The 23,380-nt window shown below is 39.3% G+C and carries 23 protein-coding genes; 13 read left to right on the top strand and 10 right to left on the bottom strand.

The window, feature by feature from the left end; all coding sequences use genetic code 11:
* Positions 1–256 precede the first annotated feature (256 nt).
* Positions 257–421 (top strand): hypothetical protein, encoded by a 165-nt coding sequence (locus H5089_RS03550; RefSeq protein WP_164487638.1) that lies wholly within the window; start codon positions 257–259, stop codon positions 419–421.
* 5 nt (positions 422–426) lie between these two features.
* On the opposite strand, the gene H5089_RS03545 is transcribed toward H5089_RS03550, so the two are convergent.
* Complete coding sequence (locus tag H5089_RS03545) at positions 427–1,677, bottom strand: multifunctional CCA addition/repair protein (protein ID WP_182711488.1); 1,251 nt, start codon at positions 1,675–1,677, stop codon at positions 427–429.
* A gap of 132 nt (positions 1,678–1,809) precedes the next feature.
* Here H5089_RS03545 and H5089_RS03540 point away from each other — a divergent pair, with 132 nt between their 5' ends.
* Positions 1,810–2,037 (top strand): hypothetical protein, encoded by a 228-nt coding sequence (locus H5089_RS03540; protein ID WP_007581571.1) that lies wholly within the window; start codon positions 1,810–1,812, stop codon positions 2,035–2,037.
* Between the two features lie 30 nt (positions 2,038–2,067).
* Here H5089_RS03540 and H5089_RS03535 read toward each other — a convergent pair whose 3' ends face one another.
* From H5089_RS03535 to H5089_RS03520, 4 genes are read right to left on the bottom strand one after another with little or no spacing between them, the layout of a single operon-like run.
* On the bottom strand, positions 2,068–2,568 hold the full coding sequence (locus H5089_RS03535; RefSeq protein WP_002961636.1) for a DUF1543 domain-containing protein: 501 nt from the start codon (positions 2,566–2,568) through the stop codon (positions 2,068–2,070).
* Positions 2,569–2,576: 8 nt separating this feature from the next.
* On the bottom strand, positions 2,577–3,926 hold the full coding sequence (locus tag H5089_RS03530; protein ID WP_024597600.1) for a sigma 54-interacting transcriptional regulator: 1,350 nt from the start codon (positions 3,924–3,926) through the stop codon (positions 2,577–2,579).
* A gap of 2 nt (positions 3,927–3,928) precedes the next feature.
* Positions 3,929–4,474, bottom strand: a complete 546-nt coding sequence (locus tag H5089_RS03525) for a hypothetical protein (RefSeq protein WP_182672836.1) — start codon at positions 4,472–4,474, stop codon at positions 3,929–3,931.
* Between the two features lies 1 nt (position 4,475).
* Positions 4,476–5,933, bottom strand: a complete 1,458-nt coding sequence (locus H5089_RS03520; protein WP_182711487.1) for a sensor histidine kinase KdpD — start codon at positions 5,931–5,933, stop codon at positions 4,476–4,478.
* A gap of 330 nt (positions 5,934–6,263) precedes the next feature.
* Here H5089_RS03520 and H5089_RS03515 point away from each other — a divergent pair, with 330 nt between their 5' ends.
* The 5 genes from H5089_RS03515 to H5089_RS03495 all read left to right on the top strand — a co-directional run bounded on the left by H5089_RS03515 (position 6,264) and on the right by H5089_RS03495 (position 9,233).
* Positions 6,264–6,497, top strand: a complete 234-nt coding sequence (locus H5089_RS03515; protein ID WP_002961641.1) for an EF-hand domain-containing protein — start codon at positions 6,264–6,266, stop codon at positions 6,495–6,497.
* 24 nt (positions 6,498–6,521) lie between these two features.
* On the top strand, positions 6,522–6,749 hold the full coding sequence (locus tag H5089_RS03510; RefSeq protein ID WP_024597597.1) for a hypothetical protein: 228 nt from the start codon (positions 6,522–6,524) through the stop codon (positions 6,747–6,749).
* Between the two features lie 186 nt (positions 6,750–6,935).
* Positions 6,936–7,172, top strand: a complete 237-nt coding sequence (locus H5089_RS03505; protein WP_033021630.1) for a calcium dependent protein — start codon at positions 6,936–6,938, stop codon at positions 7,170–7,172.
* Positions 7,173–7,181: 9 nt separating this feature from the next.
* A complete protein-coding gene (locus tag H5089_RS03500; RefSeq protein WP_002961647.1) occupies positions 7,182–7,418 on the top strand; it encodes a calcium-binding protein in 237 nt (78 codons plus the stop codon).
* Positions 7,419–7,550: 132 nt separating this feature from the next.
* Complete coding sequence (locus tag H5089_RS03495; RefSeq protein WP_182711486.1) at positions 7,551–9,233, top strand: amidohydrolase; 1,683 nt, start codon at positions 7,551–7,553, stop codon at positions 9,231–9,233.
* A gap of 55 nt (positions 9,234–9,288) precedes the next feature.
* Here the strand turns inward: H5089_RS03495 and H5089_RS03490 are convergent, their stop codons facing one another.
* Entirely contained in the window at positions 9,289–10,128 is an 840-nt protein-coding gene (locus H5089_RS03490; protein ID WP_039485043.1) for an HDOD domain-containing protein, read from the bottom strand.
* A gap of 296 nt (positions 10,129–10,424) precedes the next feature.
* Here H5089_RS03490 and H5089_RS03485 point away from each other — a divergent pair, with 296 nt between their 5' ends.
* Positions 10,425–12,125, top strand: coding sequence for a dipeptidyl-peptidase 3 family protein (locus H5089_RS03485; RefSeq protein ID WP_182711485.1), 1,701 nt, complete (start codon positions 10,425–10,427; stop codon positions 12,123–12,125).
* Positions 12,126–12,166: 41 nt separating this feature from the next.
* On the opposite strand, the gene H5089_RS03480 is transcribed toward H5089_RS03485, so the two are convergent.
* The gene (locus tag H5089_RS03480) at positions 12,167–12,571 is read right to left on the bottom strand and encodes an HIT domain-containing protein (protein WP_165743397.1); all 405 of its coding nucleotides are present in this window, start codon (positions 12,569–12,571) and stop codon (positions 12,167–12,169) included.
* A 111-nt stretch (positions 12,572–12,682) separates the two neighbouring features.
* On the opposite strand from H5089_RS03480, the gene H5089_RS03475 reads away from it, so the two are divergent.
* Both H5089_RS03475 and H5089_RS03470 read left to right on the top strand, forming a co-directional pair.
* Entirely contained in the window at positions 12,683–14,908 is a 2,226-nt protein-coding gene (locus H5089_RS03475) for a S9 family peptidase (RefSeq protein ID WP_182711484.1), read from the top strand.
* A gap of 142 nt (positions 14,909–15,050) precedes the next feature.
* On the top strand, positions 15,051–16,688 hold the full coding sequence (locus H5089_RS03470) for a methyl-accepting chemotaxis protein (RefSeq protein WP_182695734.1): 1,638 nt from the start codon (positions 15,051–15,053) through the stop codon (positions 16,686–16,688).
* Between the two features lie 71 nt (positions 16,689–16,759).
* Here H5089_RS03470 and H5089_RS03465 read toward each other — a convergent pair whose 3' ends face one another.
* Complete coding sequence (locus tag H5089_RS03465; RefSeq protein ID WP_182711483.1) at positions 16,760–18,280, bottom strand: leucyl aminopeptidase family protein; 1,521 nt, start codon at positions 18,278–18,280, stop codon at positions 16,760–16,762.
* 129 nt (positions 18,281–18,409) lie between these two features.
* The gene (dinB, locus tag H5089_RS03460) at positions 18,410–19,462 is read right to left on the bottom strand and encodes a DNA polymerase IV (protein WP_182711482.1); all 1,053 of its coding nucleotides are present in this window, start codon (positions 19,460–19,462) and stop codon (positions 18,410–18,412) included.
* A 679-nt stretch (positions 19,463–20,141) separates the two neighbouring features.
* On the opposite strand from dinB, the gene H5089_RS03455 reads away from it, so the two are divergent.
* The 3 genes from H5089_RS03455 to H5089_RS03445 all read left to right on the top strand — a co-directional run bounded on the left by H5089_RS03455 (position 20,142) and on the right by H5089_RS03445 (position 22,682).
* Positions 20,142–20,570 carry a thioesterase family protein gene (locus tag H5089_RS03455; protein ID WP_002958095.1) on the top strand — a complete coding sequence of 143 codons (429 nt, stop codon included), beginning with the start codon at positions 20,142–20,144 and terminating at the stop codon, positions 20,568–20,570.
* An 18-nt stretch (positions 20,571–20,588) separates the two neighbouring features.
* Entirely contained in the window at positions 20,589–21,641 is a 1,053-nt protein-coding gene (locus tag H5089_RS03450; protein WP_182711481.1) for an aldo/keto reductase, read from the top strand.
* A gap of 117 nt (positions 21,642–21,758) precedes the next feature.
* Positions 21,759–22,682: an ABC transporter substrate-binding protein gene (locus tag H5089_RS03445; RefSeq protein WP_182693575.1), complete on the top strand. Its 924-nt coding sequence runs from the start codon at positions 21,759–21,761 to the stop codon at positions 22,680–22,682.
* Here the strand turns inward: H5089_RS03445 and H5089_RS03440 are convergent.
* Positions 22,633–23,253, bottom strand: coding sequence for a fumarylacetoacetate hydrolase family protein (locus H5089_RS03440; protein ID WP_182711480.1), 621 nt, complete (start codon positions 23,251–23,253; stop codon positions 22,633–22,635). The two genes, H5089_RS03445 and H5089_RS03440, sit on opposite strands and share 50 nt — an antisense overlap.
* Between the last annotated feature and the right edge of the window lie 127 nt (positions 23,254–23,380).

The following is a 23,380-nucleotide window of genomic DNA, read 5'->3' as shown; positions in this document are numbered from 1 at the left end:
TACCGTTATATTTATAGCCACTGCATTATATGCAAATAGTAAGTACGCAATAAATTAAATTCAGCTGTATATTTTTAGTTAAAAAGAGTTATCAAAATTCACCTTAACTCCATATAAATTAACAAATAAACCCCTCTCATCCCTTAAAACCCGCCGGTTACAATTTAGTACAACTTCAAATGTAACTATTCACTTTTTATTCAGTCGAATGACCATACCCTACATCATATTAAAGTATTAAATTGAAGGAATACTCATGAAACCATCACTAGAGCGTGAAGAACTAGACTTTATTTTTGACTTATACAGGCCCTCTAAAAAACCTGAGCCTGAAGAGATAAAACCAAAAAGCACCAATTACAAAGAGCTAAGAAAGCACGACGCGACTAAAAACCAAGGCGTATCGCACTACTTAGTCTGATTTTATTACGCTTGGGACTTCTCATGTTCTAAAAATGCTTTAATGCAGTTTATTTCTGCAAGTTTTACTTCTTCGCCTATTTCAGGGCCTTTTTTGCCATTTTTAAGTGCATCTTGCACTACTTGTTTCTTATCCATTTTTTGCAGTTCAGTATGAATTGCTCGCAGTTTAGCTGCTTGCGGGTATGGCTTATCTACCAGTGTTTCACCACGCCCTTGTGCATCGCATTGGCATGCTTGGGTAAACGCTATAAAACGTTCTGGGTATACCAACGCATTTAAGTTAGTCACTATTAGCTTGTGAATGGTTTGCGGCCTTAACTGATCAACTGTATGGCAAAGGGTGTGATTATCACTGGTGAGTACACCAATATCGCGAAAACGGTTAGGCACTTTTAAGCGCTCACAAAACGCCTCAATAACTGCAACGCCTTCGCGTTCATGCCCCCGTAGGTTTCCATATTTTTTAAAACTAAGCGCTTTTCCAAAATCATGGGTAAGTGCAGCAAAACGTGCTTCCAAGTTAAAATTTAAATCGGCTGCACGCCTAAGTACCAACATAGTATGCACAAATACATCCCCTTCAGGATGATGGTTTGCCGGTTGCGGTACATTAACCATGCGCTCAAGTTCTGGAAAAATACCCAAGCCTTGCAATGCTTCAAAATAAAGCTCAGGGTGCTTTTCACCCAGTGCTTTTTCAGTTTCAAGCCACACGCGCTCAGGTACTAAATGATTGAGCTCACCTTTATTTTTAAGCTCGCGCATTAATGCATAGGTACTTGGGTGAATACGCCAATCGCTGCCATAGCGCGCTAAAAAACGGGCAATACGCAGTACTCGAACAGGGTCTTCTACAAATGCCTCAGTGGTGTGGCGCAGTGTTTTATTTTGTAAGTCAGTTTGGCCATTAAACGGGTCAATAATATTACCGTATTCATCAAGCGCCATTGAATTTATGGTCAAATCACGCCTTGCTAAATCTTCTTCTAGCGTAACGGTTGGGCTGGCATCAACCACAAAGCCTGTATAGCCTTTGCCACTTTTACGCTCTGTGCGCCCTAGTGCATATTCTTCTTTTGTTTTTGGGTGTAAGTAAACCGGAAAGTCACTACCTATTGGCACAAAACCAAGCGATTCCATCGTTTTTGGTGTTTCCCCAATCACTACATAGTCGTTATCTTTTGATTTTATATTTAGCAGTTTGTCGCGCACTGCACCGCCAACGAGGTAAACTTGTTTTAAGTTACTTTTCACTTTATTCCCAATAACACTTGCCCAATTGTTTGACGCTAATCATATCATTAATTAAAAAATTCTGCGGTATTTGCCAAGCTTAAGTAAGCTCATTACAATGGCGCATTATTTTTAGCTATAGCCTCACAATTAATGAAAAACCATTCATCAAAAAAAGAACTCATGTTACTACCCATTTTATTAGTGGTTATTTTGATGTGTGTGGCGGGTCACTTTTTACTACAAGCAAATTTTCAAGACAGTAATGTGGTTGAATACATGTTGGCAGCACTGCCGTTTGCTATGTTTGGGTTGGTTATTGTGGCGTTTAAAATGGCGGCTAAAAGCGAAAAGGATGAACAAAACGAGCAGGACTCTTAATCCTACTCTGTTTTAGCTACTTATTATAATTTAAAGTATGTGATAGCCAAACCAGTCTGGCTTTATCGGCTGCGATATACCGCTGGGCGTGAGCTTAATGTTTAGCTGGCTGTCGAGTAAATCAATGGCAAAGCAATCGTCCACATCATGTAAATCATCTTTATGAATATGACTAAGCCCTGCGAGCAAATCGTTTTTAGCGCGCTCTTTAGCTTCATGGCTACTGCTTGCAACATACAGTGCAAAGTCATGTTGCTCAGCCATGGAATCACTTCTGTAAGCGCCTAAATTTACAAAATAGAGTTGTTTATTTTGCTCCACATAGCTATCAACAACTTCTACTTTAAAGCCATCAATATGATTAATTGCCATGTAGCTATCCATGTGAACACTACTTCTGTCGCCTACCCATTGGCTTTTTAACTTTGAGTAGGTTTGCTCTATATTCTCCCCTACTACAAAACGAATATCATGCATTTCAATGTGGCAACCTTGAATCCGGCCACCTAAATACACCATAAATAACTGCATGCTTTTCCTTAACCTAAATTATCAACATCAATATTATGCTTTTTAATCAACTTATAAAAATCTGAGCGGTTGCGCTTGGCAAGCTTAGCGCCTTCAGCTACGTTACCACCTGCCATTTTTAAAGTGTTAATTACATAGTCGCGCTCAAACTCTTTTTTAGCGTCGTTTAGTGATAATGGTTCTACGTTTGTTTCGTTACTATTTAGCGCAGCTAACACTAAATGCTCTGAAATAACATCGCTTGGCGTTAATGCTACAACCTGCTCTACTACGTTTTGTAATTGGCGGATATTACCTGGCCAGTCGTAACGTACAAGCGCATGCATAGCATCGCTTGCAAAGTGTTTTTCAGTTTGGTTCATGCGCTTAGCAATGCTTGCACTAAAGTGCTGTGCTAATAAGCTTATATCTTCGCGGCGCTCACACAGTGGCGGTAATTTTAAATTAACTACGTTTAAGCGATAGTATAAATCTTCTCTAAATTGCTGGTTTAAAATAGCTTCAGGAAGATTTTTATGTGTTGCCGACACTATGCGTACATCAATTGCTATCTCTTCTTGAAAACCTACTGGGCGAATTGTTTTTTCTTGTAATACGCGCAGTAACTTAACCTGTAAGTTAAGCGGCATATCGCCAATTTCGTCTAAAAATAACGTGCCACCCTGTGCTTGTTGAAACAAACCTTGGTGATCTTTAATTGCACCCGTAAACGAGCCTTTTTTATGACCAAATAATTCGGACTCTAAAAGCTCCCCTGGTACAGCGCCGCAGTTAATTGCAACAAAAGGGCCACCGCTTACATGGCTATGCTGGTGAATCGCCTGTGCGAGTAATTCTTTACCAGTACCACTAGCCCCCGAAATAAGTACATTAACTTGCGTTGGCCCAAGTAGTTTTACTTGCTCTAACAAGTGCAGCATTGCACCACTGCGCGTAACTATATTACTTTTAGGTGCAGCTTCATCGGCGTTAACACCATGAATTTCTATCGCTTTTGCAAGGCTGTCAAATAGCTCATCTTTATCCACTGGTTTAGTTATGAATGCAAAAATGCCCTGCTTAGTTGCCTCTACTGCATCAGGAATTGAGCCGTGCGCTGTCATCATAATGACAGGTAATGCAGGGTAGCGGCTTTGCAGCTGACGATGCAGTGCCATACCATCCATTTCATCCATGCGTAAGTCGGTTATTACGGCGTCAAACACTTGGCTTTTAAGTATTTGTAGTGCGGTTAAGCCGCTTTCGCAGGTTGTTACTTCGTATCCTTTTGATTCAATACGAATAGCGAGCAGTTTTAATAAGCTAGCGTCGTCGTCTACGAGTAATACTTTTGCACCTTGTACTTTAGTTGCGGCCATAGTTACTGCTCCTTCGTTTCTTCTCGTAGTAAAAGTTGCTGCTCAATCGTTGCTAACGATGAGAGGGTTTCTTGCATTTTATTATTAAGTGCTTGCTGCTCTTTTTTAGCATTTATTTGCATAGTTACTTGCTGCTTTTGAAGCCATAAATATTGCTTTATGTCATCAGGCCAAAAGTAAGCAAGATCGAGCTTTAGCAACTGAGTCATTACCGTATTTGGATCATTATTTATGTTTAAGCACATAAATTTAAAAAAGCGTTTAAGCTCGTTTTCGCCTGTAAAAACATTTTTGCTAGGTACCAATTTAAACCCGCCACACTGATTAGCGTGCCATGCAATAACTTGCTCTGCAGGAGGATAGCTTGGTTCAATTTTTGGTCTAGGTTTTGGACTAGGGTTACTGTTTTTGTCGGTCGTTTTTTTTGTATCGACCACAGGTGCAGGTGTAATTGACACACGCTCTTCTTGCCCATTATTAATTTCACAACCTGATATAACCATGCTGCTACTGAGCACACATAAAATAGCGATTAAACGCAAGCGCATGTTAATTAACTCCTAGATTTTTTGTTATGGGAATTTTAATTGAAAACCGGCAACCATGTGGCTCGTTATGCTCAACACTAAGTGTACCTCTTAGCTGTTCAACAGACTCTTTTACAATAGTTAAACCCAGCCCACTGCCTTGCAGCGTAACATTTTTACTGTGTTTACCTTGATAAAATGCGCTGAAAATTTGAGTTTTTTCTTGCTCTTTAATACCGCACCCTTTATCAAGTACAACGATACAAAGCTGGTTTTGCTCAAGCGCTAAATTAATAGTAACGCTTTGCTTATCTTCTGAAAATTTTAAGCCATTTGAAATAAGCTGAATTAAAATCATCTCAATAAGCTCACTAGGTAAAGCAAGCGGTTTGTTAGGTAAAGTATTTTGCCACTGCAGAGCTTGCTGACGCGCAGTTAAGCGATGCTCAAAATGGCTATTAATTTTATTAATAAGAAGACTAAATTCAACTTCGCTTAGACTATCTTTACTGGTGCGAATAGCATTATAACTCAGCAAGCTGTCAATCATTGTACGAAGGCGCACCATAGATTGGCTAATAAGCTCAAGCACTGCTTTTTGCTCAGCGGTAATTGGACCTACTATTTCATCAGTTAATAAGTCAGTGCCTTCGACCATTGAAGCAAGCGGCGTTTTTAGCTCATGAGTTACATGGCGTAAAAAAGTATCTTTTTGCTGCTCAAGCATATGAAGCTGTTCTTGTACCCATTGGAGCTTTTCTCCTAGCTCAACAAGCTCAGCTGAACCTTTCACAGATATTTTTTGCTGCCAATGCCCCTGCCCAAGCTTATCAATAACCGTAGTTAACCCTTTTAGCCGCCCACTTATGCGCCATAAAAAACCTCCCCCAACAATTAAAGTCAGTGGAATAAGTGCCACCAGCCAATTTATAAATGACGCTTGCAGGCTTGTAAGCTCTTTTTGGTTATTGGTAATTTGCGCTTCGTTTTTATCACGTAACCATAAAGTAAGCTCAGCAACTAAATCGCTCACTGGCACAAATAGCTCAGCTTGCTGTTGTTTTTTCTCAACAAGCTCTACATGCGCGGTTTGTAAGGTGGTATATAAGCGTTGCCATTGGTTGATATACTCTTTATTCGTGTTTACAAATTTGAGTTCATCAATGCTTTGTAGGGATGATTGCCATTTATCGACAATGAGCTTATCAAGCGATTCACTTTTTAATACCCAGTTTTGCCTAGTGGCCCGCTCAAGACTGTTGAGTTCTTGTTTTAGAGTATTAAACGATTTAGTAACTTGGTAATTGTTACTCACAATACTTTGAGTAACCGCTAATTGCTTGTTAAGCGCATTTAAAAATACAATCACCACTATAGAAAGCGGGAGCAACGAAAGCAGCATACTCATTGCAAATTGCCCGATTAAATTAGGCCGCCAGTTAAGCATTGCTTGGTATTTTTTAGCTATGGTTGCTGGCATTTCGTTTAGCCCTTTTAAATTAAGCGTTCTATTATTAAGTGCTTACCTTATACACTAGCTGAACCAGTAATTATATTTAATACGATTAACAGCCAGCACTATAAAACAATGTGTCGCCAAATAGAGACAACATAACTCCTTGATTTTAATAAACTCCCTTTCAACCCCGCTAAATAGTGTTGCAAAAGGCGCACAAAAATTACAATAAACCCAGTAAAAACTTCTCACTGGCTTAAAGAAAAAATAATAACCAATTGAAAAATATCAACAATTATTATTGGCACCATTTTTGTAATAGGTGTAATAACTTTAATCAATAAGGAAATAATAATGAACAAACGCATTTTAGTAATTTCATCATTACTGGCTTTAGGCTTTTTAGGCGCTAATGCACACGCAATGGACGTTCACGCGACTTTTAACGAACTTGATAAAGATAGTAACGGCACATTAAGTGAAGCCGAAGCAGGTGAAGATGCTGTGTTACACGAGAATTTTTCTCAAATTGATACTAATCAAGATGGGCAATTGTCGCTAGATGAATTCAAAAAATTTATTCAATAAACTCATTTAATAAGGAACGTGATTATGAAACAACTTATAGCCGCTTTTTCATTAATGTTTTTAGCAATTAGTGCCACTGTAATTGCATCGCCAACAAATGTGCGTTTTGCCCACTTAGATAAAGACATGGACGGACAAATATCAATTGCAGAAGCAAAGGAAGATAAGGAAGTAATGAGACAATTTGCCGACTTAGATGAAGACGGTGATGAAAAAGTCTCAAAAAAAGAATTTGAAAGCTTTAAACCTTAATGAGTAATTACTGATTAAGCTTTACTTAAGCTTGTTATAGGTAAACTGGAATTAAAAGCATTTGCCATAATCCCTGAGGGAGTGTGTAAAAGGATTTAATGTTGGGAGTTAAATTACGGCAAGTGCTTTTTCCTTTTCACTTTATTTTAGCCACAAACTTTAAATACATCTTTTGGAAGGAACACCATGAAGATACTTCCCCTTATTATAAGCATCTTAATGCTATTAAGCTTTGATGCCGCTGCACTTGATGTAAAGCAACGCTTTGATCACCTCGATAGCGACAAAAGTGGCTATTTAACGCATGACGAACTTGATCCCCAACCACAACTATTAAACACATTTGTAAAATGGGACAAAAACCAAGATAACCAAATTTCGTTAATCGAATTTAAAAATTACCTTACCAATAACCTCTACTGAGTATTTTTCATGAAAAAAACAAGCTATATAGCGCTTTTTGCGTTTAGTATTTTTAGCACATTAGGCTTTGCTGCAAGCAACAATGTTGCAGAGCAATTTGAAAAACTTGATAGAAACCAGGATGGTTTTTTAACACGTTCAGAAACCGCTGTAGACCCCGCTTTGTGGTCTCGGTTTTCAAGCTATGATCAAGACAAAGACGGCAAGCTAACGCTAAGTGAATACAGTTTATACGCTAGTAAATAAACCCTTTCAAAAGCTAGATATTTTATGTTCTAGCTTTACTGCTTTTTTCTTCATCATAATTTGTCTCACATATTGGTATTATAAAGTTGGGTTTGCTAGTGTTAACGCACTAACAATAAAAAATAATGCCTTATGTCGCTCAAAAAAATAATAAAACCACTCATACTAGCCAGCCTTTGCGCTAGTTCTAGTTACACTATTGCACAAACAAAAGTAATTTATAATGCCAACGGTTATACCCCTTTATATCAAGGTGAAGTACAGCAGTTTACTACCCTCGTTATTAAAAATGGCAAGGTAGTAAAACTAGGTAGCGATACACTTAAAGATAGTTACCCAGATGCCAAGCTAATTGACGCGCACGGTAATACCTTATTACCAGGCTTAATTGATGCTCATGGGCACGTTATTGGCCTTGGCGATAATTTATCGCAACTTGATGTACGCGGTGCAACATCGGTTGATGAAGTAACGAATAAACTAAAAGTATTTGCCGATAACAAACAAGGTTGGATTATAGGGCGAGGTTGGAACCAAGAGCTATGGCCTGATACACGCTTTCCTACGGCTAAAGATTTAGACAAAGTAGTTAACGATCGACCTGTGGTGCTTTCTCGAGTTGATAGCCATGCCATTTGGGTTAATTCAAAAGCGCTCGAACTTGCAGGTATTACCGCCCAAACAAAAGCACCTGAAGGCGGTGAGATAATTAAAGACGAATTTGGCAATCCTACGGGTATTTTTGTAGACAAAGCAGAATCGCTAATTACCCAGCATATGCCAGCCCCTTCAAAACAAGATATAAGTGACTCACTTGATGCAGCAGGTAAACATTTATTAAGTTTAGGCATTACCTCTACTCACGATGCTGGTATTGATAAAACCACATGGGAGGTTTATAAAGAGCGCGGCGACCTTGGTAATTTACCACTGCGTATTGTGGCAATGTTAAGTGGTGCAAGCCCTGATTTAGACACAATGTTAAAGGCAGGCCGGTACCACGACAAAAATGACTTTATGGAAATTCGCAGTGTTAAAGTTTACGCCGATGGCGCACTGGGCTCTCGTGGTGCAGCACTTATTGAAGAATATGCAGACAGACCTGGTCACCATGGTTTAATGCTTGAAACACAAGAGAAACTCGAAGCACTCTTTACACAAAGCTTTAAAAGCGGCTTTAGCGCAAATACTCACGCCATTGGCGACAAAGCAAATAAAGTAGTACTTGATGCCTATCAAAATGTGTTTAAAAAAACGGGCGGTATATTACTGCGAAACCGAATAGAGCACGCCCAAATTGTAACCCCTGATGATATCCCTCGCTTTAAAGCGTTAAAAATAGTCCCTTCAATGCAGCCAGTGCATGCCACTTCAGATATGCATATGGCAGAGCAGCGTTTAACTGAAAAACAACTAAGCGGCGCCTACGCGTGGCAAACATTTTTACAGCAAGGTTCGGTGGTTGCTGCGGGCTCTGATTACCCTGTAGAGCTTGCAAATCCATTTGATGGTTTGTATTCAGCCATTACACGCATGGATCATAACAAACTACCGGAAAACGGCTGGCGAGCAAGTGAAGTACTAAGCCGCGAAGATGCATTACGTGCATTTACTCTCGGTGGCGCCTATGCAGCTCATCAAGAATTTAAGGTGGGTAGTTTAGAAAAAGGTAAATGGGCCGACTTTATTTTAATTGATAAAGACTACTTTAAAGTGCCTGTTGACGAGATCTACAAAACAAACGTACTGCAAACATGGGTAGCAGGAATAAAGCGATACGAAAAAACTAAGACAGAAAATACCACCGAAAAATAAAACTAAAAAAGGGTTAACGCAAGTTAACCCTTTTTGGTTGTGTAGGAAGGCACTTTTAGCTAAACATGTTTTTCACATCTTTTAGCATGTCGTTGTACTCATCACTTGTGAATAGCTGCATAGACGGTATAACGCCTTTGTCTATATACGTTTGCAGCGCTGCAGACTTATCAGAAACCTGTAACGTGCCCTCTAAAATAGCCCCTACTCGAATAAAATCCACGTAACTTACTTTTTCAGGTTTGTAACTTGGGTCAGCCCAGCTCTGAGCTACATCAACAAACTCTTTAGGGAATTCCCACGCTTGCATAATAGATGAGCCAACCTTTCCGCTAAGCTTTTGAATTGCATGAGCCAAAAAGCTTGGATTAGCAAATACCTCTGGGTGGCGCTCAGCTTCAGTTAAAATTGGTAATACACCAATATTATAAACAAGTGCGGCGAGTGTAATAGAATCGCGGTTAAGTGACGTGTGCTTACTATTTTTTAAATAAAACTCCATAAGTGATATTGAATGGCTAGCAACGGTTAATGTTTTTTGCCATGCCTTACCCATGTAGCCTTTAATTAGCTCATTATTTGATACAAATAATTGTTCCATAGCCATAGCTGTAGCAATGTTTTTAATTTGACGTAATCCAATACGAGTCACTGCTTGTTGTAAATTAGATACTTTTACAGAACGTCCCATAATCGCACTATTAGCTACTTTTATCATACGAGCTGAAAGCGCTGGATCTTGTGAGATTACATCTGACATTTGGATTAAATTCACATCTGGGTTATCTGCAGCTTGGCGAACCTTAATCGCTACTTCAGGTAGCGTTGGTAAAACCAACGTATCGTTATTTATTCTATCGACTAGAATCGTTAATAAAGCGTTTTCTGTAGACATAAAGCTGCCATCCTTTTGTGTTCAGCCTGTAAAGTAACTGCAAACTCAGGCAGTTAATTTTCGTATTAGTAATATAATTAGTATTGTCTAACTTACCGATAAAGTTAAGAAAATTATAGAAGTTTATTTTTATTTATAATGCTTTACCGCTCATGCTTGCCTTACAACGCCAAATACTTGCTATTTACCATTTAGTTTTGCTTTAATGCACTCACAATAAGGAAGCGTTTGTACATACTTAATATTTTAACTAAAGCAGTACAAATTATTAAACTTACTTTTTAACAGGCAATATAATGATCTTAAATAAAATTAGCCAAGCAATTATGCTCTCTGGTGTTGTTTTTCTTAGCGCATGTTCTGAACAAGCGCCGTCTTCTACCGACAACACAGCCGTAGAGCTTGCTCAAAAAAGCAGTGCACAGTCAGGCCCTAAGCTTATTAATGCAGATAAACAACGTTTAGATATTTACACCGACTTTAGCTTACAAAGTGATTTATCGCACTTAAGCGATAATCAACGAGCAATGGTTGCAAAGCTTATTGACGCTTCAAAAATAATGGATGAGTTATTTTGGAAGCAAGCATTTGGTGAAAATAAAGATGCTTTTTTAGCAAAACTAAACGATGAAAAAGTACGTAAATTTGCTGATATTAACTATGGTCCATGGGATCGTTTAAATGGTGATGAAGCATTTTTATCCAGCTATAAAGAAAAACCTCTTGGCGCACAGTTTTACCCTGCTGATATAACCAAAGAAGAGTTAAACAATGCAGACGTTGAAGATAAAACAGGGCTTTATTCTGTAATTAAGCGTGATGAGCAAGGTAAGCTTTACAGCGTGCCTTATTCAAAAGAATACGCTGATGAGCTTGCAAAAGCCGCTGATATTTTACGTGAAGCAAGCAAACTTGCTGACGATAAAGAATTTGCTAACTATCTAAACTTGCGTGCCGATGCTCTACAAAAAGATGACTTCCAAGTATCTGACTTTGCTTGGATGGATATGAAAAATAACCCAGTAGATGTGGTTATTGGTCCAATTGAAACTTATGAAGATCAATTATTTGGTTACCGCGCAGCTTATGAATCTTACGTACTTATTAAAGATTTAAAATGGAGCGAACGCTTAGCTAAATTTGCAGCATTTTTACCTGAGCTTCAAAAAGGCTTACCTGTAGATGCTAAGTACAAACAAGAAGTACCAGGCTCTGACGCCGACCTAAATGCATATGATGTTGTTTACTACGCTGGGCATTCAAACGCGGGTAGTAAAACAATAGCAATTAACTTACCAAACGATGAGCAAGTACAGCTAGAAAAAGGAACTCGTCGTCTGCAACTTAAAAACGCAATGCGTGCTAAATTTGATAAAATTTTAGTGCCAATTTCAGAGCAGTTAATTGTACCAGAGCAGCGTAAACACATTACTTTTGACGCATTTTTTGCCAATACGATGTTCCATGAAGTGGCTCACGGTTTAGGTATTAAAAATACAATCACAGGTAAAGGTACTGTTCGTCAATCACTACAAGAACACGCAAGTGCCCTTGAAGAAGGTAAAGCCGATATTTTAGGTCTATACATGATTGAACAGTTACTTAAAAAAGGCGAAATTACTGAAGGCACTATTGAAGATTATTACACGACCTTCATGGCAGGTATATTCCGCTCAGTTCGTTTTGGCGCATCAAGCGCGCATGGTAAAGCAAATATGATCCGCTTTAACTTTTTTGCTCAAGAAGGTGCTTTTTCTAAAAATGAAGAAGGCTTATACCGCGTTAATATGGAAAAAATGAGCATTGCAATGGCTAAGCTTTCTCGCTTAATTTTAACCTTACAAGGTGATGGCGATTACGAAAAAGTAGATCAACTAATTGCAACGCATGGCGACATTAAAGAAGAGCTTGCTAAAGACTTAGAAAAACTAAGTAAAGCTAATATCCCTGTAGATGTAACATTTAAGCAAGGTAAGGAAATACTAGGGCTTAAATAAGTTTAGTTAAACTTAGTTAAACCCTAAAAAAGTGTTGCAGCTTATAACTGCAGCGCTTTTTTTAGCTCTGTGATTTGTAGATCTGTATAAGGCACTGCTGGGTGTTTACCCCATATTGGCGCAGGCCATGCAGCATCACTCGTAAAACGCGCAATATGATGAATATGCAACTGCGGCACCATATTACCTAAAGCCGCTATGTTTAATTTATCAGGTTTAAATACATCCATTAATAATTTACTTAGCTTGGCTGACTCTTTTAAATAAACAATTTGATCATCCTCAGATAAATCAATTATCTCTTTTAAGTTAGCCTGCCTAGGCACTAATACAAACCACGGATACAAGCTGTCGTTCAATAAAAGTACTTTACACAATGGCCAATCGGCAAGTTCTATACAGTCGCGTTTAAGTTCTGGCGCTAGTTTAAATTCAGGGTGAGTCATTGCTATGTCCTACTTTGTCTTTGATAATCACCACTTTATAGCATTTAGTTGCAGTTGCACACGCTTGGCTTTACCATCAAAGCAATATTTATAATAAGCTAAGGCAACCTTGTGCTAAAAAAAATAAAACACCTCTCACTAGCTATACCGTTAATGGTTGGCGCTATTAGTGTTCAAGCAAAACCTTTATCGCTGGAGCGAATTTTTGACGATCCGAGCCTTTCTGGTAAATCACCTGTACAACTTAAATTTTCGCCTGACGGCAGCCGTGTAACTTACCTACAAGGCAAAAGCGATGACTACAACCGCTACGATTTATGGGAATACAATCTAAAAGATAACACCAACCGTGTGCTAGTTGATTCAGCAAAGTTATTTTCAGGCCCAGAAAACCTATCAGATGAAGAAAAAGCACGCCGCGAACGCCAACGTATTTTTGGTAAAGGCATACTTGAATACAAATGGTCTAAAGATGGCAAAGCACTTTTATTCCCACTCAATGGCGACCTTTATTATTACGATTTAGCCTCTGCTAAAAGTAAAAAACTAACCGACAGTGAAACATTTGAAACCGATGCACGCTTTTCACCTAAAGGTAACTACGTATCGTTTATTCGAGAGCAAAACCTATTCGCTTTAGAGCTTGAATCTGGTAAAGAGATTCAGCTTAGTAAAGATGGCGGCGGCGTAATTAAAAACGGCATGGCCGAATTTGTTGCTCAAGAAGAAATGAGCCGTATGACAGGTTACTGGTGGTCAGGTGATGAAACTAAAATTGCCTATACCCGCGTTGACGAAACCCCTGTAAAAGAAGCTATCCGTAACGAAATTTACGCTGACGAAGTTAAATTATTTAACCAGCGCTACCCGTTTACAGGTACCGATAATGTTAAAATTCAACTTGGTGTGGTTAAGCTAAACGACCAAAAAGTAGATTGGATTGATTTAGGTAAAGATGAAGACATTTACATTGCACGCGCTAAATGGCTAAAAGACGGCAATACACTGTCGTACCAATGGCAAAATCGCTCGCAACATAAATTAGAACTGCGTTTTTATAACAGCGAAACTAAAGCCCAAAAAGTAGCGCTGACCGAAAACAGCGAAACGTGGATAAACCTACATTTTGATCTTGAGTTTTTAAAAGACAAAAAACACTTTGTATGGGCATCTGAGCGCGACGGCTTTAAACATTTATATCTGTATCGTACAAACGGTCAACTTGTTCGCCAAATTACCTCAGGTGACTGGGCTGTTGATAGCTTAAAAGGTATTGATGAGAAAAAAGGCATTGTTTACTTTGCCGGTCGAAAAGATACACCGCTTGAAAGCCATTTATACAGCGCGCCTTTATTTAAAAAAGGCGATGCCAAACGTATTACCGAAAAAGGTCAGTACCACAATGTTGTGCTAGCAAAGGACAGCAAAACCTTTATCGATAATAGCTCTTCTGATAATAAACCAAACTCAGCAGCGCTTCGTAAAGTAAACGGTGAATTTATTACCTGGCTTGAAGAAAATAAGCTTGATAGTAACCATCCGCTTACCCCTTATTTAAGCGACTTAACAAAACCAGAATACGGCACAATTAAAGCCGAAGATGGCCAAGTTATGCATTACCGTTTATTTAAGCCTAGCAACATTACTGATGGGAAAAAGCACCCTGTTATTGTTAACGTATACGGCGGCCCGCATGCTCAACGAGTGACGAATAGCTGGCGCAGTAAAAACTTGTACTTTCAGTACATGGCGCAACAAGGTTACGTAATTTTTCAACTGGATAACCGTGGTTCGTACAACCGTGGTAAAAAGTTTGAAGATGCTATTTATAAACATTTAGGTGTGGTTGAAGTTGCCGATCAAATTAAAGGCGTAGAGTTTTTACGTACACTTGATTACGTTGATCCACAACGCATCGGTGTTTATGGCCACAGCTACGGCGGCTACATGGCACTTATGACTATGTTTAAAGCAGGCGATTACTTTCAAGCCGGCGTATCAGGTGCTCCAGTAACCGATTGGGCTCTATACGATACACATTACACAGAGCGTTATTTAGGTCACCCTGATACAAATGCTAAAGGCTATGAGGACAGCGCAGTATTTCCATATGCTGATGGCTTAAAAGGCCCATTAATGATTTACCATGGAATGGCTGATGACAACGTATTGTTTACGCATTCAACTAAGTTATTTAAACAACTGCAAGATAACGAAAAACAGTTTGAAATGATGACCTACCCAGGATCTAAGCACAGCCTACGTGGTAAACAAGTGCAAACACACTTACATCAAACAATTACAAACTTCTTTAATCGCCATTTTGACGTTAAATAAGCAAGTAAAGTAATAACAGACTAAAGGCTGATTGATAAATCAGCCTTTTTTTTGCATTAATAGGCGTTAAGCCTAGATTAAACTCTTTTTTTAGCTACGCTTATTCTATGCGCTAAAGCGCACACTTTTTGAGGATAAATGTATGCCTAATCTACGAAGTTTTAGTATATCCCAGCGTTTTTCACTGTTAATAGCCATCGTTGTATTTGGACTAATAATACTTAGTATATCGAGCCTAACTCATCAATATAGTTCGCTAAAAGACGAGCAATACATAAAAACACAAAATGTAGTAGAAACGGCGTACAGTATAATCGAGCACTATTATGCGCTTGAACAAGATAACACTCTCACTCAACAACAAGCTCAATCACAAGCACTTAATGCAATAAAAGCACTGCGCTACGACAAAACCAATTACTTTTGGATTAACAATTACCAGCCAACAATGGTTATGCACCCTATAAAACCTGCGCTTGATGGAAAAGATTTAACTAATAACAAGGACCCTGACGGCAAAGCACTGTTTGTTGATATGGTAAATATAGTTAAACGCTCTGGCGAGGGATTTATCCCTTATAAATGGCCAAAACCAGGTAAAGATAAACCGGTTGAAAAAATCGCATTTGTTAAAGGTTTTAATCAATGGCAGTGGATTATTGGCTCGGGTGTTTACCTTGATTCAATTGAAGAAGCATTTAGCGAGCAACGTAACCTTATAGTCATCAGTGCAATAATTATGATTATTGCTGTTATTTTACTTAGTTACTTTATAGGTAAGAGTATTTTAATACCGACTCGCTTAGCAGCCGATATGATGAAAGACATTTCTCAAGGCGAAGGCGATTTAACCCGTAAATTAAATGAATCCGGTAATGATGAAATATCTGAACTATCACGTTCATTTAATTTATTTGCTCTAAAAATGCGAGAGTCACTTGTTCATGTAGCACAAAGTGCAAACGATGTAAGCGAACATGCGCATACAGTTGACGACTCAAGTAGAACAAGCCACTCATTTATTGAGCTTCAAAACGATAGTTCAACCCAAGTTGCAGCTGCCATGGAGCAAATGACTCACCAAATACACGATGTGAGCCGTAACGCTGAAGCCGCAGAGCAAGCAGCTAAGGATGCAGCACAAAATGCATCAACGGGTAAAAATGTGGTTGCGCAAACAATTACAGCAATAGAAACACTCTCAAGCAACATTGAAACAGTCAGCCGTGTAACAGAAGATTTAGCCAACGAGAGCCATAATATAGGCTCTGTGCTTGATGTAATAAGAAGCATATCGGAGCAGACAAACTTACTGGCATTAAACGCTGCCATTGAGGCTGCTCGCGCAGGAGAGCATGGTCGAGGATTTGCTGTTGTTGCAGATGAAGTAAGAACACTGGCCAGTCGTACAGGGCAAAGTACTGACGAAATTCAAACCATGATCACTAAACTACAAGAAGGTGCAAAAGCAGCAGTAGAAGCAGTTAAATCAAGCCAAGCACTTTCAGTTTCTACCGTAGAGCAGGCGTCATCAGCCAATACTTCACTTAATGAAATAGAACGACTTGTTTCAATTATTACCGAAATGAACAGCCAAATAGCACGTGCCACAGAGCAACAAACGCAAGCTGCCGACGAGGTTAATTTGCGTATTAATGAGCTATCTCAATCAACTGAGCAATCATTAAATAATACTAAGCAGCTTACCGATGCCAGTGATAACCTCAAACAAAGTAGCGAAGGTCTTTCGAGCGTAGTTAATCGTTTTAAATTAGATTAATCGATAGCGTTCTCATAAAATGCAAAAGCCCTGAATTAACAGGGCTTTTTTATTACATGTAAGTTTTTAGCTTACAAACAATAACGTGCAAACAAGCTCGTTACTGATGCAGCTGTTGGCTTACCATGCTGCCAATCACCGCCTTCAACACCGCTACCTGCTATATCCATATGAACATAAGGTAGAGGCTGTGCAGAGTCGTTACCGTGCTTATCAAGCCCACCAACAATAGCCATAAACGCCATAGGGAACTGATGTCCACGAGCAGTAACGGCAGATGCTGCGTTATTGCTAGATAAAACATCGTCAGCTAGCGTACGTGGTTTAATAAAGTCGTAGTCTTCACGGCGTGAACGCGATACTTCAGCGCCATCGGCCCACAAATCTCCAAGGTCAGCTATTTGACGTGAAACACCAGCACTACGAGCTGGACCATTTTCAACATACGCACCGTAAGGACCCATTGCGCGAGCTGCATGACCCGTTAATGTAGCAACAGTAAACAGCGTTGGATTAACCTCACCTTTAGCTAAATCTTTCATTTCGCTAAGCAGGTCGCCCATTGCTAAACGCCCTTCTGCATCGGTATTACCAATACGGACACGAACACCTTCACGGCTAGTAATAATTTCATCTGGCACAAAACAATCTGAGCCAATAGAGTTACGAACAACAGCTAAGTACGAGACCACTTTAACGCCTTTAGGCTGATAATCAGCAACGGCTTTCATAAAGCCCGCAACAGAAGCTGCGCCGCCTTTATCACGGCTCATGCCTGCCATATGGCCGCCTACTTTTAAATCTGCACCGCCTGTATCGTATACAAGGCCCTTACCTACAAACATAAGTGTGCGAGTAATTTCGCCCTCTGGTACATATTCAAGCTTGACAACACGTGGGTGATGGCGCTCAACTGCATACGATGCGCGAGCAACTGTACTTAGCATTGGGTAGTTTTTATCAATAGCTGCAATATCATCAATTACGTCAACTGCAATGTTTGAGCCTTTAAACAATTCAACGCAGTAATCAGCAAAACGTGGGGGAGCCATACGCTCAGGTTCAGTACCACACAGGTCACGCGCTGCATATTGGCCAGCTGCAATTGCATTAACAGCTTTAATAGTTTGCTCGCTTGCGCCAACTAAACCAATCTGTGTAATTGGTTCAATGCTTTCACCGTGATATTCACGCGCTTCTAATGGCTGCCATAAGGCTTGGCAAGCGCCTAAATAAGCAACCTCTAAAGCATGCTGATAACGGCTATCGCCATTTAAATTTGGTAAAAATAATGCAGGGTTAATACTGCCCGACGCTTTTGCTTCGTTAATTGCTAATTTAGCAGCATCAAAATAACGACGCACGTCGTCGTAATCTCTATTTAACGGACCGGTTGGCGCAAGTACAACGCGCTTGTTTTCAATTACTAATAAAGTAACTTGCTTACCGATGCGAGAATCTACGTTTGCTTGAGCTAAAATAGTATCACGTAATGAGTTATTTGGTAACTGAGAAAAGTCATTACTAATAATAATAAGCGCATCATGAGATGTGCATTCAAGGCTTGCACTAACCGCTTGAGGGTATGCCATAAATAAGGTCCTGTTAGAAAACATAAGCCCCTATTATCGTCGATTTAAATATTGAAGACCAGCAAGGAGCGATGAGCTAATCACATAACCTATCAATAAATGGCAACTTGGAGTTACAGGCTTTACAGCTTAATCGAGAATACTAAGTTGGAAGTTTTGCTCTGGCTCGTTTTTAATGCCAACGCCTATGCCAAGTAATCTTACAGGCTGTTGTAGCCCACGCTGGTAGGCCTTAGTAAATAGTTGGATAAATATTTCTGTGTTGAGCTCGTGATATACCTGATCGGCTGAGGTCACTACAAAATTTGCAAACTTCACCTTTACACTCAATTTATTAATACGGTTTCGTAACTGCTGTTTATTAAGCCTTAAAACTAATTCGTCTAACAATCTTGGCAGCTCATCTAAGCACTCTTGCAAACTTGTTTTGTTGTACTCGTAGGTATGTTCAACACTCAGCGATTTTCTTATACGATCCGTGGATACTTTACCAACATACTCACCTGCACATTTTTGATAAAGCGACACACCAAAATTACCCACATGTTGCTGCATCCAGTTAACGCCTTTATCACGTACATCCTTGCCGGTATACAAGCCTTTTAAATTTAGCTTTTCGAGCGTTACTTTGCCCACTCCTGGAATTTTCCCCAGCGGTAATTGCGCTAAGAAGTCATCAACCTCATCAGGCAAAACGACAAATTGACCATTCGGTTTGTTTTCGTCACTGGCTATTTTGGCAATAAATTTAATCGGTGCAATACCTGCTGATGCAGTGAGCCCTGTAGCATTGTAAATATCGGCTCTTATTTGCTGTGCAATAAGTGTGGCACTGCCTTTACATGCGGTGCTGTCTGTTACATCTAGATAGGCTTCGTCTAAAGAAAGGGGTTCAATTAAGTCTGTATAGCGGCTAAATACTTCACGTATTTGGTTTGAAGCTTCTTTGTATACAGCCATGCGCCCTGGGACAATAACTAAATCGGGGCATAATTGTTTAGCATGATAGTTCGACATAGCCGAGCGCACACCATACTCTCTAGCTATATAGTTAGCGGTTGAGAGCACGCCTCGTCGGCTATTGCCTCCAATAGCAAGCGGTACACATGCAAGTTTTGGATTATCTCGCATCTCTACTGCTGCATAAAAGCAATCCATGTCTATGTGAATAAACTTCTTCATCACCACAATAATAACTGGTTATTTATACAGTCATTATTATAGAATAAAATGTGATATGCAAGCCTAGGGCCTGTTTATCTTTCGAGGTTAAATTTGCAGCAGTATGTTTGGTATTTAGTCAAGGCAGAGCCTATGTAGTGTGGTTATTCCCCATAAATAGGCGATAACGTAGCACAAATGCCAAACATATGCTGCCCGAAGGGTTCTGCCTAGGGGCAATTTACTCTTTGTTGCTCGGTTTTTACTTAGCCCACTAGGTCACAAACCTCGCGCCGCGATTAAATAGCCCCTAGATTGAACAAATTTTAATCCTGAAAGGTCAACAGGCCCTAGTTAACGATTAAAAAAAGTGTTTATTGTCCTCCGATCTCTTATAACCTCGTAGCCAATACATAACCTCAAATAAAAATCCTGCCAACATTAAAATGATAGCGCCAGATTCATTCCCCATCGCGTAACAGGTAAAAGAGGCTATAAAAACCAAACAAGCTAAGGACCAATTAATTATATTCTGCATATTATTACCTTTGTGTGTGTTTTTGTGTGTCTGTGTAATTTAACTGTAGACCTAAAATTAAACAGGTACAATCATCTTATAAAAAAACATGCCATTAATTACCTTGAGCTCGTAACACCATGTTGATAATCTAAGTACTTTAAAATCAAGGGCCAATAAATAATGCAAACGTTTAAAGATCAGCACCCTATTCATACCGATATCACCGTAGCATGGGCTGATATGGATGCGCTACAACACGTAAATAATGTAGTGTATTTACGTTACTTTGAAATAGCCCGAATCGACTTTTTAAATAAAATAAATCTGTTCGACACAATAAGCCCAAACGGTGTGGGCCCAGTAATAAGCGAAAATAACGTTCGCTATAAACGCCCAGTAACTTTTCCCGACACACTCACTGTAGGCGTTACAATTACAGATCTTAAAACAGATCGCTTTACCATGAACTACACCGTTTATAGCCATGCACAAAAAGCAATAACGACTACGGGTGCATCTAAAGTTGTAATGTTTGATTTTACTACAGGGCAAAAAGCCCCAATCTCCGAGCCTCTTTTATCGGCTTTAATCAGCCATGCTCAAAACTAATTTAGTTAAGGAATTTTTATGCAATACAACCCACTAGGTAGCAGTGGCGTAAACGTATCTCGAGTGTGCCTAGGGAGTATGACTTGGGGTAAACAAAATACTCAAAGCGACGCTGATGAACAAATAGCCTACGCGCTAGAGCAAGGCGTAAACTTTATTGATACAGCCGAAATGTATGCTGTGCCTCCTTCGCCAGAGACCTATGGCAAAACCGAGGAGATTATTGGCAACTGGCTATCGCGTAATAAACAAAAACGCAGCGATGTGGTACTAGCTACAAAAATTGCAGGCAATGGATTGTCGTGGGTACGTGATGGCGGCAATATTACTCGCCAAACAGTAATAGAAGCCGTGGATGATTCACTTAAGCGACTTCAAACAGACTACATTGATTTATATCAACTACATTGGCCAAACCGCTCTACCCCTCACTTTGGCAGACAATGGCCCGGCACTCTTAAATTTACCGACGTAAATACACAAGAGCAACAAGCTAGTATGCTTGATATTCTAGAAGGCCTTAATGAATGTGTTAAAGCAGGTAAAATTAAACACTGCGGTTTATCTGACGATACGCCATGGGGTATAAGCCAGTTTTTAAGTTTGGCCAAAGAGCATAACTTACCGCGTATGGTATCTATTCAAAATGAGTTTAGCTTAGCGCACGCTAAAGACTGGCCGTATTTAATAGAACAATGTGTACACGAAGATATTGCCTACTTACCGTGGTCGCCTTTAGCAGCCGGTTTATTAACGGGTAAATACCTAAACGGTGCTCGCCCAGAAGGTTCTCGTTGGACCTTCATGCAGCGTAACGGTATTTTTAGAGATACACCCAATGCAGAGCAAGCAACTAAGCAGTATGTTGAGCTCGCTCATGCAAACAATATTACTCCAGCACAACTAGCCTTAGCATGGTGTAACCAAGTAGATGGCGTAACTTCTTCAATTATTGGGGCAACATCTATAGCTCAACTAAAGGAAGATATAGACGCATTTAGCATAACGCTAAACGACGAAATTCTTAGTGAGATTAACACCATATTTAGAAACCATCCGATGCCTTATTAAGCATGTATGAGTTAAAAGCAGCCTTGAATGAGGTTGCTTTTTAACTAAAATATTTGACCCTACTACAACCAACACTATACTTTTATTAAGTTTTCTTAATTCAACGAACACTTATCAATGCTGAAAAACGGATACTATGCATTTTGCTTATTAATTGTATTCAACGCGCACGCCGTTGAGCAAAAAGTACAACCTCTAGAAGAGATTATTTGGCTGCAAAGTTACACGCCCCCTTTTCATATAGCTAAAAGTGAAAGCGCACCACAAGGCGGTATTTGCGACAACCTAACCGAGCAACTCATTAGAACCATAACTGATGTAAAACATACTCGCTTAATTGTTCCTCAGCAGCGTATAAATAAATATTTAAATGAAGGGAAAAATGTATGTTTTCCGTGTGTTATTTATAAAAAAAATAATAACCAACAACTTAACTACTCAAATCCAACAACGGTATATCCCCCATTTTCAATTATCACGACTAAAGATCTAAAGCCGCAATTAGAAGAAAAGCACGGCTCGCCTATTCACCTTATTAATTTATTAACCGACCCGCAATATGTATACGGGCAAGCGGCTGCACGTAAATTTACAACTAAAATTAATACAATTATTGAAAATACAAAACGAGATAAAGAGTCTTCGTTAAGTTGGAGTAGCGAAAATGAAAGTCAGGCTGTTATAGCACGCTTGAGTCACGGCTTTTTAGACTACTCAATTGATTACCCGTTTATGGCTGATTACTTTAATAAACAAGGGGAGTATACGAATATAGAAAGTGTGCCAATTGCAGAAAATGACATTCAATTTATAAGAGGAGCAATAGGCTGTGCGGCTAAAGCACCTAATAATTTTGCAGAGCAAGCCCTTAAAAAAATTAACCGCGCATTAAAAAATAATGTACTTCAATCGCCTGAGTATCAACAAAGTCAGCATAATTGGCTTAAAACCACCTTTACTGACTTTGATAAACACTACCAACAGCAAGTCATTAATTTTTACTTACTTGCCACTGATGCTCAAGCAAACACTGATCATTAGCATAAAGCGCCACTGCAAAAATACTTTTAGCTGTTACCTCACCTACGCCCGACGGTGTACCTGTCATTATTACATCACCGTCTTCTAAGCTCATAAATTCACTAATTTCTTGTAAAATTGAGTCAGGGTTGTGCAGCATAAAATGAGTATCACCTCGCTGAATCACTTCATTATTAATTTTAAGTTCAAAGGTAAAGTGCTTCATTGCATCAGTTAGCGCTACAAAATCAGTTAAAATTACAGAGCCGTCGAACGCTTTAGCGCGCTCCCATGGAAGCCCTTTATTTTTTAATTTACTTTGCGCAGTACGCTTAGTTAAATCAAGGCCGAGTCCAACACCTGCAAATTTTTTATCTTTAACTACAAAACATAGCTCGGTTTCATAATGCAGCGTATCGCCGTTGTGAGCTGCAAATAACGTATTAGTAATTGCGCTATTTGGCTTATTAAATAAAACCATTTGATCTGGCGTTTCGTTATTTAGCTCTGCAATGTGTGCGGTATAATTACGACCAACACACACTACTTTTGATGGTGTTAATTCTTCAGATACTAACTTTATTGAATGCATATAAATAATGTCTCAGTTATTGGACCTGTTGACCTTTCAGGATTAAAATTTGTTCAATCTAGGGGCTATTTAATCGCGGCGCGAGATTTGTAACCTAGTGGGCTCGATAACTGCTCCTGCGTTATTC

It is taken from the genome of Pseudoalteromonas sp. SR45-1, from assembly GCF_014163655.1.
GTDB classification, from domain to species: Bacteria; Pseudomonadota; Gammaproteobacteria; order Enterobacterales; family Alteromonadaceae; genus Pseudoalteromonas; species Pseudoalteromonas distincta.
This window is presented reverse-complemented; position numbering and strand designations above follow the sequence as displayed.

Excerpts from the sequence above, each read along its gene's own strand:
- H5089_RS03550 (WP_164487638.1), top strand. The coding sequence starts at position 257 with ATGAAACCATCACTAGAGCGTGAAGAACTAGACTTTATTTTTGACTTA.
- H5089_RS03540 (WP_007581571.1), top strand. The coding sequence starts at position 1,810 with ATGAAAAACCATTCATCAAAAAAAGAACTCATGTTACTACCCATTTTA.
- H5089_RS03535 (WP_002961636.1), bottom strand. The coding sequence starts at position 2,568 with ATGCAGTTATTTATGGTGTATTTAGGTGGCCGGATTCAAGGTTGCCAC.
- H5089_RS03530 (WP_024597600.1), bottom strand. The coding sequence starts at position 3,926 with ATGGCCGCAACTAAAGTACAAGGTGCAAAAGTATTACTCGTAGACGAC.
- H5089_RS03525 (WP_182672836.1), bottom strand. The coding sequence starts at position 4,474 with ATGCGCTTGCGTTTAATCGCTATTTTATGTGTGCTCAGTAGCAGCATG.
- H5089_RS03520 (WP_182711487.1), bottom strand. The coding sequence starts at position 5,933 with ATGCCAGCAACCATAGCTAAAAAATACCAAGCAATGCTTAACTGGCGG.
- H5089_RS03515 (WP_002961641.1), top strand. The coding sequence starts at position 6,264 with ATGAACAAACGCATTTTAGTAATTTCATCATTACTGGCTTTAGGCTTT.
- H5089_RS03510 (WP_024597597.1), top strand. The coding sequence starts at position 6,522 with ATGAAACAACTTATAGCCGCTTTTTCATTAATGTTTTTAGCAATTAGT.
- H5089_RS03505 (WP_033021630.1), top strand. The coding sequence starts at position 6,936 with ATGAAGATACTTCCCCTTATTATAAGCATCTTAATGCTATTAAGCTTT.
- H5089_RS03500 (WP_002961647.1), top strand. The coding sequence starts at position 7,182 with ATGAAAAAAACAAGCTATATAGCGCTTTTTGCGTTTAGTATTTTTAGC.
- H5089_RS03495 (WP_182711486.1), top strand. The coding sequence starts at position 7,551 with ATGTCGCTCAAAAAAATAATAAAACCACTCATACTAGCCAGCCTTTGC.
- H5089_RS03490 (WP_039485043.1), bottom strand. The coding sequence starts at position 10,128 with ATGTCTACAGAAAACGCTTTATTAACGATTCTAGTCGATAGAATAAAT.
- H5089_RS03485 (WP_182711485.1), top strand. The coding sequence starts at position 10,425 with ATGATCTTAAATAAAATTAGCCAAGCAATTATGCTCTCTGGTGTTGTT.
- H5089_RS03480 (WP_165743397.1), bottom strand. The coding sequence starts at position 12,571 with ATGACTCACCCTGAATTTAAACTAGCGCCAGAACTTAAACGCGACTGT.
- H5089_RS03470 (WP_182695734.1), top strand. The coding sequence starts at position 15,051 with ATGCCTAATCTACGAAGTTTTAGTATATCCCAGCGTTTTTCACTGTTA.
- H5089_RS03465 (WP_182711483.1), bottom strand. The coding sequence starts at position 18,280 with ATGGCATACCCTCAAGCGGTTAGTGCAAGCCTTGAATGCACATCTCAT.
- dinB (WP_182711482.1), bottom strand. The coding sequence starts at position 19,462 with ATGAAGAAGTTTATTCACATAGACATGGATTGCTTTTATGCAGCAGTA.
- H5089_RS03455 (WP_002958095.1), top strand. The coding sequence starts at position 20,142 with ATGCAAACGTTTAAAGATCAGCACCCTATTCATACCGATATCACCGTA.
- H5089_RS03450 (WP_182711481.1), top strand. The coding sequence starts at position 20,589 with ATGCAATACAACCCACTAGGTAGCAGTGGCGTAAACGTATCTCGAGTG.
- H5089_RS03445 (WP_182693575.1), top strand. The coding sequence starts at position 21,759 with ATGCTGAAAAACGGATACTATGCATTTTGCTTATTAATTGTATTCAAC.
- H5089_RS03440 (WP_182711480.1), bottom strand. The coding sequence starts at position 23,253 with ATGCATTCAATAAAGTTAGTATCTGAAGAATTAACACCATCAAAAGTA.